The organism is Ventosimonas gracilis (genome assembly GCF_001580025.1).
Taxonomy (GTDB): domain Bacteria; phylum Pseudomonadota; class Gammaproteobacteria; order Pseudomonadales; family Pseudomonadaceae; genus Ventosimonas; species Ventosimonas gracilis.
The window spans coordinates 1-10,434 of record NZ_LSZO01000133.1; the positions used below are offsets into that span (position 1 = coordinate 1).

The 10,434-nt window shown below is 53.9% G+C and carries 10 protein-coding genes; 6 read left to right on the top strand and 4 right to left on the bottom strand.

Annotation, left to right across the window (positions count from 1 at the left end; translation table 11 throughout):
* Positions 1–1,077 (bottom strand): Tex-like N-terminal domain-containing protein (locus AXE65_RS05820; protein ID WP_439144672.1); only part of this gene is annotated, 1,077 nt, incomplete at its 3' end.
* Positions 1,078–1,217: 140 nt separating this feature from the next.
* Between AXE65_RS05820 and ompR the strand changes: the two genes are divergently transcribed.
* The 5 genes from ompR to ispF all read left to right on the top strand — a co-directional run bounded on the left by ompR (position 1,218) and on the right by ispF (position 5,791).
* A complete protein-coding gene (gene ompR / locus AXE65_RS05825; RefSeq protein ID WP_068389384.1) occupies positions 1,218–1,949 on the top strand; it encodes an osmolarity response regulator transcription factor OmpR in 732 nt (243 codons plus the stop codon).
* Positions 1,946–3,250: an ATP-binding protein gene (locus tag AXE65_RS05830; RefSeq protein WP_068389385.1), complete on the top strand. Its 1,305-nt coding sequence runs from the start codon at positions 1,946–1,948 to the stop codon at positions 3,248–3,250. Before ompR ends, AXE65_RS05830 begins: the two co-directional genes overlap by 4 nt.
* A gap of 105 nt (positions 3,251–3,355) precedes the next feature.
* Positions 3,356–4,468 (top strand): S-(hydroxymethyl)glutathione dehydrogenase/class III alcohol dehydrogenase, encoded by a 1,113-nt coding sequence (locus AXE65_RS05835; protein ID WP_068389388.1) that lies wholly within the window; start codon positions 3,356–3,358, stop codon positions 4,466–4,468.
* 13 nt (positions 4,469–4,481) lie between these two features.
* Complete coding sequence (fghA, locus tag AXE65_RS05840) at positions 4,482–5,324, top strand: S-formylglutathione hydrolase (protein ID WP_162839431.1); 843 nt, start codon at positions 4,482–4,484, stop codon at positions 5,322–5,324.
* A complete protein-coding gene (ispF, locus tag AXE65_RS05845) occupies positions 5,324–5,791 on the top strand; it encodes a 2-C-methyl-D-erythritol 2,4-cyclodiphosphate synthase (RefSeq protein WP_068389397.1) in 468 nt (155 codons plus the stop codon). Before fghA ends, ispF begins: the two co-directional genes overlap by 1 nt.
* Positions 5,792–5,825: 34 nt before the next feature.
* Here ispF and AXE65_RS05850 read toward each other — a convergent pair whose 3' ends face one another.
* From AXE65_RS05850 to AXE65_RS05860, 3 genes are read right to left on the bottom strand one after another with little or no spacing between them, the layout of a single operon-like run.
* Complete coding sequence (locus AXE65_RS05850; protein WP_068389399.1) at positions 5,826–6,677, bottom strand: helix-turn-helix domain-containing protein; 852 nt, start codon at positions 6,675–6,677, stop codon at positions 5,826–5,828.
* Between the two features lie 35 nt (positions 6,678–6,712).
* Entirely contained in the window at positions 6,713–8,140 is a 1,428-nt protein-coding gene (locus AXE65_RS05855) for an aminotransferase (protein ID WP_068389401.1), read from the bottom strand.
* 9 nt (positions 8,141–8,149) lie between these two features.
* Positions 8,150–9,253, bottom strand: a complete 1,104-nt coding sequence (locus AXE65_RS05860; RefSeq protein ID WP_068389403.1) for a polyamine ABC transporter substrate-binding protein — start codon at positions 9,251–9,253, stop codon at positions 8,150–8,152.
* Between the two features lie 336 nt (positions 9,254–9,589).
* Between AXE65_RS05860 and AXE65_RS05865 the strand changes: the two genes are divergently transcribed.
* The gene (locus AXE65_RS05865; protein WP_068389407.1) at positions 9,590–10,252 is read left to right on the top strand and encodes a tetratricopeptide repeat protein; all 663 of its coding nucleotides are present in this window, start codon (positions 9,590–9,592) and stop codon (positions 10,250–10,252) included.
* Positions 10,253–10,434 lie beyond the last annotated feature (182 nt).

Below are 10,434 nucleotides of genomic sequence, written 5' to 3' on the forward strand. Positions count from 1 at the left end.
ATGCGGGTAAATAGTGGCGGTATCGAGCAGTTTGCCGGTCGCATCAATCACCGCCACTTTGCAGCCGGTACGCAGCCCCGGATCCAGCCCCAAGGTGACCCTCGCTCCGGCGGGCGCGGCGAGCAGCAAGTCGTGCAGATTACGTGCGAAGACGCGGATGGCTTCTTCTTCCGCCGCCTCGCGCAGCTCGCCTAACAGCTCGTTTTCAAGCGCCGGATAGAGTTTGATTTTCCAAGTCCAGCGCACCACTTCAGCCAGCCAGTGATTTTCTGTATTAACGGCAAAACGCTGCGCAATCATCGCCTCGCACGGGTGGGCGCTGCCTTGTTCATCGGTTTTCAGCGTGACGCTTAACACCCCTTCATTACGGCCACGAAAAATCGCCAAGGCGCGGTGCGAAGGCACTTTAGCCAGTGCTTCGTCGTGCTCGAAATAATCGCGAAATTTCGCGCCTTGCTGCTCTTTTCCTTCCACCAATCGCGCCGAAAGCTGCGCGTTTTCCTTTAAAAATGGGCGAATTTGCCCGCGCAGCAAAGCGTCTTCGGCAAAGCGCTCCATCAGAATATATTTCGCGCCTTCCAAGACCGCCTTCAGATCGGCCAAGCCTTTTTCCGTATCGATCAAGGCGATGGCTTCGTCTTCTGGATTAAGTGCAGGATTTTCTAACAGTTTATCGGCGAGCGGCAGTAACCCGGCTTCAATGGCGATTTGCCCTTTACTGCGCCGATTGGGCTTGTAGGGCAGATAAAGGTCTTCCAGTTCGGCTTTGCTGCTGGCAGCAAAGATTGTTGCCGCGAGCGGCGCAGTCAGTTTGCCCTGCTCTTCAATACTGGCAAGAATGACGCCACGGCGCTCCTCCATCTCGCGCAGATAACGCAGCCGCTCTTCCAGCAGACGAAGCTGGCTGTCATCCAGGCTACCGGTGCGCTCTTTGCGGTAGCGGGCGATAAACGGCACGCTCGCGCCTTCATCAAGCAGCGCTACGGCGGCCTCCACCTGTGTCACCCGCACCGGCGAGCCCAATTGCGAGGTCAACTCATCGGCAATGGTTTGCACAATGCGCAGCGCCTGGGTCATGGAAAGTCCTTCAAAAGCCAAAGTCGTGCATTATGTCGCGCGATAACGGCCAGGTAAAATCCGCTAACGAATGCAGTGCTCGGTTAAAGCCAAGCTTGCGTGATAATTGCCGCCTCTACTTTTAGTGTTGGGGAAAGCGCATGAACACGGCGGATGAAGGCGAAAAAATCCTGATTGTGGACGACGACCCTGGGCTGCGCCGTCTGCTGGAGCGCTTTTTAACCGAACAGGGCTACCGCGTGCGAGCCGTGGCGGACATCCCACAGATGAGCCGCCTGCTGGAGCGCGAGTTATTCGCCTTGTTGGTGCTGGATTTAATGCTGCCAGGCGAGGACGGCCTGTCCGCCTGCCGCCGTCTGCGCGAGACAGGCAATTCGGTTCCCATCATTATGCTCACCGCCAAAGGCGACGAACTCGACCGCATTACCGGCCTTGAACAGGGCGCGGATGATTATCTCGCCAAGCCGTTTAATCCGCGTGAACTGCTCGCGCGCATTAAAGCCGTGCTGCGCCGCCAAACGCCCAACGTGCCGGGAGCGCCGCTCAGTGAAGAGGTGGAAGTAACCTTTGGCGACTACCGCTTCTCACTCGCCACGCGCGAGCTGCGCAAAGGCGATAGCGTGCATATGCTCACCACCGGCGAATACGCGGTACTGAAAGTGCTGGTGCAGCACCCGCACGAGCCGCTGTCGCGTGACAAGCTGATGCATCTGGCAAGAGGCCGCGAGTGGGATGCGATGGAGCGCTCCATCGACGTGCAGATTTCCCGCCTGCGCCGCCTGATTGAGCCGGATACCGCCAAACCGCGCTATATCCAAACCATCTGGGGCGTAGGCTACGTCTTCGTACCAGACGGCAAAGCAGCATCGTGAAACTCCTCGCCTTACTGCCGCGCAGTTTTTTTGTCCGCACCCTCTGGCTGGTGCTGGGCGTGGTGCTGTTTTCCAAAGCCTTGACGGTGGTTTATCTGCTGTTTAACGAAGATGTGCTGCTCGACCGCCAGTACAGCCACGGCGCGGCATTGACTTTACGCGCCTTTTGGGCGACCGATGGCGAGCAGCGCGAACGGGTCGCCGCCAGCACCGGCCTGCGCTGGCTACCCGATAGCGAAGTACCGGCCGGCGAATCGCACTGGCCTTACGGCGCAGTGTTTCAAAAGCAGATGCAGATGGAACTCGGCGAGCAGACCGAAACCCGCCTGCGCATCCGCCAGCCGCCGATGCTCTGGGTTCGCGCCCCGAGCCTGGGCGAGGGCTGGGTCGAAGTGCCGCTTTACCCGCACCCGCTGCGAGGCCAACGGATTTGGAGCGTGCTCGGCTGGTTTTTGCTGATTGGGCTGTCCTCCACTGCCGCCTCGTGGATTTTTGTCCGCCAACTGAGCGCTCCATTCAAGCGGGTCATAGTCGCCGTGCGCGAGCTGGGACAAGGCCGCCGCGTACGTTTAGAAGTGGACGGCTCGCGCACCAACGATATGGCCGAACTCTACCTGGCCTTTAACCAAATGTCCGAAGACGTCGAGCAAGCCGCCCGCGAGCGCGAACTGATGCTGGCTGGGGTCTCCCACGATTTGCGCACGCCCTTGACGCGCCTTCGTCTGGCCTTGGAGTTGCAGGCGGTCGATGACGATTTAAGCGCCGACATGATCAGAGATATTGAGGACATGGACGGCATTCTTGACCAGTTCCTCGCCTTTATCCGCGATGGCCGCGCCGAACCTATGGAAATCTGCGATTTAAACGAACTGGTGCGCGAAACCGCCGCCGCCTTTAATCAGCACAATCCGCGCGTAGGGCTGCATTTGCAGGACATCCCGCCGCTTTCGATCAAGCGGCTTTCGATCAAGCGCCTGCTCGGCAATCTGCTGGAAAACGCCCTGCACCACACCAGCGGCCATGTGGAAATCACCTCGCATATTGCCCGCTGCGAGAAAACCCGCTACGCCGTGCTCTGCGTGCTCGATCGCGGCCTTGGCATTGCCGAAAACGAGCTTCCCCACATCTGCAACCCGTTTACCCGTGGCGACCAAGCCCGCAGCGGGCGCGGCAGCGGCCTTGGCCTTGCCATAGTCAAACGGATAGCACAGCAGCACGGCGGACGCTTTGAACTCAAAAACCGCGAGGGCGGTGGCCTGGAAGCGCGGGTTTGCCTACCGCTGCGCAAAGACGTTAACTGACATTCTTTATGTCGTAAACAGGCCTTTTTCCTGGTGCGTCGCTTGGGGTTTTTTCTTACCCTTGCCGCCTCCCGGGAGAGGGACTGAACACAAGGAGAACTCACCATGCTTAAATCCCGTGCCGCCGTCGCCTTTGCGCCAAACGAGCCGCTGCGTATCGTTGAAGTGGATGTCGCCCCGCCAAAAGCCGGCGAAGTGCTGATACGTATTGTCGCTACCGGCGTTTGTCATACCGATGCCTACACCCTGTCTGGCGCGGATTCGGAAGGCGTATTCCCGTGCATTTTGGGGCATGAAGGCGGCGGGATAGTCGAAGCGGTAGGGCCAAATGTAACCACAGTCAAGGTCGGCGACCATGTGATACCGCTGTACACCGCCGAATGCGGCGAGTGCAAATTCTGCAAATCGAATAAAACCAACCTGTGCAGCTCAGTACGCGCCACCCAAGGGCGGGGACTTATGCCGGACGGCACCACGCGCTTTTCCTATCAAGGCCAGCCGATTTATCACTATATGGGCTGCTCGACTTTCTCCGAATACACCGTTGTGCCGGAAGTTTCCGTCGCCGTTATCCCGCGTTCTGCCGCGCTGGAAAAAGTCTGCCTGTTAGGCTGTGGCGTGACCACCGGCATTGGCGCGGTACTCAATACCGCCAAAGTCGAAGCCGGTTCAACCGTTGCCATTTTTGGCTTAGGCGGCATTGGCCTTGCCGCGATTATCGGCGCCAAGATGGCCAAAGCCGCACGGATTATCGCGGTGGATATCAATCCGGATAAATTCGAGACCGCGAGGCAATTAGGCGCAACCGACTTTGTTAATCCCAAAGAATACGACCGCCCGATTCAAGACGTCATTATCGAGATGACCGATGGCGGCGTGGATTATTCCTTTGAATGCGTCGGCAACGTGAATTTAATGCGCGCGGCGCTTGAGTGCTGCCATAAAGGCTGGGGGGAATCCTGCATTATCGGCGTAGCACCGGCGGGCGCGGAAATCAGCACTCGCCCGTTCCAACTGGTCACCGGTCGCGTCTGGCGCGGTAGCGCCTTTGGCGGGGTCAAGGGGCGCACCGAACTGCCGGGGTTTGTAGCCAAAGCGCAAAGCGGCGAAATCCCGCTGGATACCTTTATTACCCACAATATGCCGCTGGAAGAAATCAACGAAGCCTTTGATTTAATGCACTTGGGTAAAAGCATCCGCACCGTTATTCATTTTTAAGATGGGTTTAATGATGGAACAACTATCAGCCAGTAAAAGTTTTGGCGGCTTTCATAAGCGTTTTCGCCACAACAGCCAAAGCCTTGACTGCGAAATGATTTTTGCGATTTATCTGCCGCCACAAGCCGAAAAAACCGGCGCAAAGTTGCCGGTGCTCTATTGGCTGTCTGGCCTTACCTGCACCGATGAAAACTTTATGCAAAAAGCCGCAGCGCTGCGCGTGGCGGCAGAATTGGGCTTAATCATCGTGGCACCCGATACCAGCCCGCGTGGTGACAAGGTGCCGGACGATGAAAACGGCGCTTGGGATTTTGGCAAAGGCGCAGGCTTTTATCTCAACGCCAGCGAACAGCCCTGGGCACAGCACTACCGCATGTACGACTATGTCACCAAAGAACTACCGGCACTGATTGAAGCGAATTTTCCGGTATCGGATAAACGCGGCATTAGCGGGCATTCAATGGGCGGGCATGGAGCGCTGATTTGTGCGCTGAAAAATCCCGGGCGCTACCAGTCGCTATCCGCCTTTGCGCCTATTGCCAATCCGTCGAATTGCCCTTGGGGTGAAAAAGCCTTTTCGAAGTATCTGGGCAGCAATCGTGAAACCTGGCGGCAGTGGGATGCTTGCGAGCTGTTAAAGACCGCCAAAGAGCGCCTGCCGATACTGGTTGACCAAGGCGCGGCGGATAGCTTTCTGGCGGAACAACTTAAACCCGAAGCGCTTAAGGCTGCCGCCGAAGCCGCCGGTCTCCCACTCAATTTAAGGCTGCAAGAAGGCTACGACCACAGCTACTACTTTATTGCCAGCTTTATTGAAGACCACCTGCGCCACCACGCCGCCGTATTGAGCCAATAATGCGCATCGGCCACGGTTACGACGTTCACCGCTTTGGTCAGGGCGATTTTGTCACCTTGGGCGGCGTGCGCATTGCCCACTGTTTTGGCTTGATCGCCCATTCCGATGGCGATGTTCTGCTGCACGCACTGGCCGATGCACTACTGGGCGCAGCGGCTTTGGGCGACATCGGCAAGCATTTCCCCGATACCGACCCCGCCTATAAAGGCGCAGACAGTCGCCTATTACTGCGCCGCATACGGGAATTAGTGCAGCAACAAGGCTTTAGCCTTGGCAATGTCGATGCCACTATCATTGCGCAAAAACCCAAAATGGCGCCGCATATCGAAAGCATGCGCAAAAACATTGCCAGCGACCTTAAGATCGACCCCGCCCAAGTCAACGTCAAAGCCACCACCACCGAAGGCCTGGGCTTTTGCGGCCGCGAAGAAGGCATTGCCGCGCATGCCATCGTGCTGCTTTTATAAAAACCCTCTCGCATGCGGGAGAAGATCCCGCTTTTTAAGCCGCTGAGGCGATAAACAGCGCAAACAACTCCGCCTGCGAGCCGATTTTTAATTTGCTGTACAGATGCTTGCGGTGCATGCGTACCGTTTCCGGCGAGATGGCAAGCTGTTTAGCGCTGGATTTGACCGAATGCCCACATAGCAGCAAATGCGCCACTTGCTGCTCGCGTTCAGTTAAATGGCTGTGCTGAAAATGATTAAAAGCGCCGCGGATTTTATCCTCCAGCGCATCATGGCTCGCGTTCGGCAGATTGACCTGCTGAGCACCAAGACAAGCCCGCAAGCCCCCCTGCTGATCAAACTGGCGCAGCAGTTCGCGCAGCAACGGCCAAGCACTTTGCAGCAGGGCAAGTTCCCGCTTGCTGAAACGCGCACAGCTTTGCCCTTGAAACACGCACAGCGACAGCTTGCGCCCGTCTGCCAAGTCCACAATAAAGTGCGCATCTTCCATCGAGCCGGTGCGCTGGTAATAGACGCGGTAATACTCGCTGTGGAAAAAATCATCCGGTGCAATGCTCGCTAGCGGATAAAAGCCCTCAGCAAGACCGTTATCGACCGCCAGACAAAACGGATCGAGCAGATAACCGCGTTTGTAATAGCGCTCCAGCAAGGTTTCCTGATACGCCTGAGCAATGCCGCAGTGATAAAGCAGACGCGGCGGCTCGCCTTTGCACTCAAGCCCGAGCAGCGCCGACAGCTCATTTTTGGCCGAGAGCAAAACTTGCAACGCCTTTAGCAAGTCCTTGCAAAAATCCGCCGTCTGCAGGTTGGCAAGACAATCCGCCAGCGCTTGATGCCAAGCGAGCAGAGCGGCGGTTACACGAACCTTAGGGATAAGCGAGTCCATGGACGGCAGTTTAGCCGCCGCAGAGGGCTTTTTGTCTAGCCGCCAAAATCACCACTTTGTTTTAACTCTGCGGCGGTTTGCACAATCACCTCGCGCAACGTTTCAACAATTTCATCAACCTGCTGATAAGTAATGGTAAGCGGCGGTGACATCACATTTAAATGAATAATCGGGCGCACCAATAAACCACGTTCTTGCGCTTTACTGTGGATTTTTTCGCCGATATTGATTTCTGCCGGGAATAATTCTTTGCTTTGTTTGTCCTTAACAAATTCCACGCAAGCCATCAGTTTTTTACAACGCACATCACCCACCAAGGGTAAATCCTTCAATGTAGCCAGTTGTTGTTCCAAATAACCACCGACTTGTTTGGCATGTTCCAGCAAATTCTCGCGCTGTAAAATCTCAATATTTTTTAATGCACAAACCGCACTAACCGGATGCCCGCTGTAAGTAAAGCCGTGGGCAAAACAGCGCCCCTTGCCAGGCTCAGCAATGACATCCCAAATACGCTCAGAAAAAATACAAGCGCCCAGCGGCAAATAACCGGAAGTTAAACCCTTGGCGGTAGTAATAATATCCGGCTGCACATCAAACACTTCTTTTGACGCAAAAAACGCCCCCAAGCGGCCAAAAGAAGTCACCACTTCATCAGAAATATAAAGCAAGTCATACTTTTGGCAGACCTCCCACATACGCTTGTGATAACCCTTAGGTGGAATAATCACGCCACCCGATGCGCTAATCGGTTCAGCAAAAAACGCGGCGACTTTATCTGCGCCAATTTCAAGGATTTTGTCTTCAAACTCTTTAACCAAATAGTCAAGAAACGCCGCTTCATCCATACCCTGTGGCGCACGGTAAGGGTTGGGGCAAGATAAGTGATGAATGCCGTCTTGCAGGTAATCAAACTCCGGCGAACGGTCAGCGGCTTTGCCGCCTAAGGACATGGTCAAAAAGGTTGAACCGTGATAAGCATTTTTGCGGCTGATCACCTGTTTTTTCTCAGGTTTACCACGACAGCCCTGATAAAACTGCACCAACCGGTAAGCGGTATCGACCGCAGTAGAACCGCCGGTGGTTAAAAACACATGATTTAAATCGCCCGGTGCCAGTTCGGCGAGTTTGGCCGAAAGCTCTATCGCCTTATCATTAGCCATATCGCAAAACGGATTGGAATAAGCAAGCAGGCGTACTTGTTCGGCGATGGCATCGGCCATTTCCTCGCGCCCCAAACCAATATTGGTGCACCACATGCCGCCGACCGCATCCAAATAACGCCTGCCGTGCGTGTCATAAATATAAGCGCCATTACCGGCAGCGATATTTAATGCGCCATTTTCGCGGTGGTCGTCGAAGATATGAAAGCAGTGCATATAATGCGCTTTATCGGCAGCGACCAGCTTTTTATCATCGTATTGATTAAATAATGCCTGGGATAGAGTATTTTTTTCGTATTTCATGACGATTGCTCAACGGTTGGTTTTAATGCTGTTCCAAGTACGGGTAATACGGCGGATAGCCTCTGGCGGGTGAATGGCTTGGGTATGCAGTCGGGCGCGGATTTCATCATCGGGATAAATACCGGTATCACTGCGAATATCTTCATCGACAAAGGGCGTTGCCGCTTTATTGGCGTTTGGGTAGCGGGTAAAGTTGGTAAATTCAGCAATGACCTCGGGTCTTAATAAATATTCAATAAAACGGTAGGCATTTTCCACATTGGGCGCATCGGCAGGCATATAAAAGCTGTCAAACCAAATTAATGTGCCTTCTTTCGGTGCAATGTAGGCAAAGCGCGACTTCGAGCCGCTTTCTGCCGCACGCTCTTGAATCACGGCATAGTCGCCTGACCAAGTCAGCGCCATGCAGCGGTCGCCACCGGCCATTGCATTTAAATAATTGGTCGATTCAAATTGACTGATATAGGGGCGGATTTTCTGCATCATCTGCTGCGCCGCTTTTAAGTCATCTGCCGCCGCGCTTTTTGGATTAAGTCCAAGATAAGCCAAGGCAATCGGCAATACATCGGTCGGCGAGTCGATAATGGAAACCCCACAATCAGCGAAGCGCGAAACGACCGTCGGGTCAAACAGCATGGCCGCCGAATCCACTGGCGCATCCGGCATACGTTGCAAAATCAAATCCACATTGTAAGTAATACCGTTACTGCCCCAACTGTAAGGCGCAGAATAGGTCACGCCGGGGTCATAGTCTTCCAGCGCTTTAAGAATGAGCGGGTCTAAATTACCCCAACTCGGCAACTTGGATTTATCAAGCGGCGCAAATGCCCCCGCCGTGATTAAAGGCGGCACCAGCGAGGCATTAAGCAATACCAAATCATAACCGCTGCGCCCGGTTAATAGCTTTGCCGTAGCCGTTTCATAAGAATCGTAAGTATTGTAGGAAACCTTAATGCCGGTTTCCTTCTCAAAATTGGCAATGGTATTTTCACCTATATAATCAGCCCAGTTATACAGATTAAGATCGCCTTCAGCCGCCAATAGTGGCGCGGCAAACAAAAGCAAACCGGCACTTAGCCCTACTTTCTTTAGGCCATTAAAGCGTTTGAACATCGCGGATACTCCTTGACTGTTGTTATTGGATTGATGGCAGTGTGCGCCCTGCCAGCGGCCAATGCCATACCCCGATTGGGTAGCCCCAACCGCACCGCTAGGTACGCCCACAATTTGGCTCAATGTGCTGCCAATACTGGCTTCAAGCGCCCGCAAAGAGATACGCCGAAACTGCCTTGACAGCCCCCAAAAGAGCGGTAGCATTTGCCATTGGTCACATTGTGTTGTCGTTTTGCATGCGTTTTGCTGGCAGTCATTCGTTTTGTCTGTAGTAATGTCAGTTGTTGTGGCCTCGCTTAGTATTTTCCTGTAAAAAATCAATAAAGGACACATATCATGGGAATAAGCAAATCAAAGTTTTATTTCAGTGCTTTATTTGCCGCATTTTTGTTTATTGCGCCCAATTCAAGCTGGGCAACCTTTAATCTTTTACGGGATGCCCAGGATCCCACTTATAAAAATGGCCTACAGAGTTTTAAAAGCAAGAATTACCAAGCCGCTTACAACACATGGCTGCCGTTGGCGCGCAATGGTAATTCAAAGGCTCAATACTATATCGGCTATATGTATCTGAATGGCTTGCATGTCAAGCAAGATGCCGCCGAAGCCAGAAAATGGTTTGAGCGCGCAGCCGGTCAAGGCGATGCCAATGCGCAAAACGATTTAGGCAGTTTGTTTTTAAACGGCCAGGGTGTTCAACGCAATCTGGATACCGCACTTAAGTGGTTTCAACTCTCCGCCAATCAAGGCAATGCCACAGCGCAGTACAATATGGGCGTGGTATACAGCATGAAAAACATGTTTAATAAAGCCAAAGTCTGGTTTGAAGCCTCTGCCATGCAGGGTTATGCCAAGGCGAATTATCGTTTGAAGGAGTTGTTTAACTTAGACAACCTCAAACTACCACGCATCCCCGGCATCAGAGACCTCTTCTGCAACACTGGAAATGGGCCTACCTTGCTGCCGCCCCCCTTAGATCGTTGCCTGCCCGCTCGTTGATATTGATGGATTAAAGAGGGTTACTGCGCCACACTTTGCCGCACATCCGACAGGTAGTGCGGCAAAGTGCCCGCCAACAGCATGACATGCGCACTGTTGTCAACAAATAGACTTGTCCGGTTTTAAAGCAAATGAACTGTCCGGTTTTGCCTTGCGGTTTCAGGCGGCGTAGGGCGTAGCCC

What these genes read in the sequence shown, in the direction of transcription:
- ompR (WP_068389384.1), top strand. Translation starts at nt 1,218, where the DNA reads ATGAACACGGCGGATGAAGGCGAAAAAATCCTGATTGTGGACGACGAC.
- AXE65_RS05835 (WP_068389388.1), top strand. Translation starts at nt 3,356, where the DNA reads ATGCTTAAATCCCGTGCCGCCGTCGCCTTTGCGCCAAACGAGCCGCTG.
- fghA (WP_162839431.1), top strand. Translation starts at nt 4,482, where the DNA reads ATGGAACAACTATCAGCCAGTAAAAGTTTTGGCGGCTTTCATAAGCGT.
- ispF (WP_068389397.1), top strand. Translation starts at nt 5,324, where the DNA reads ATGCGCATCGGCCACGGTTACGACGTTCACCGCTTTGGTCAGGGCGAT.
- AXE65_RS05850 (WP_068389399.1), bottom strand. Translation starts at nt 6,677, where the DNA reads ATGGACTCGCTTATCCCTAAGGTTCGTGTAACCGCCGCTCTGCTCGCT.
- AXE65_RS05855 (WP_068389401.1), bottom strand. Translation starts at nt 8,140, where the DNA reads ATGAAATACGAAAAAAATACTCTATCCCAGGCATTATTTAATCAATAC.
- AXE65_RS05860 (WP_068389403.1), bottom strand. Translation starts at nt 9,253, where the DNA reads ATGTTCAAACGCTTTAATGGCCTAAAGAAAGTAGGGCTAAGTGCCGGT.
- AXE65_RS05865 (WP_068389407.1), top strand. Translation starts at nt 9,590, where the DNA reads ATGGGAATAAGCAAATCAAAGTTTTATTTCAGTGCTTTATTTGCCGCA.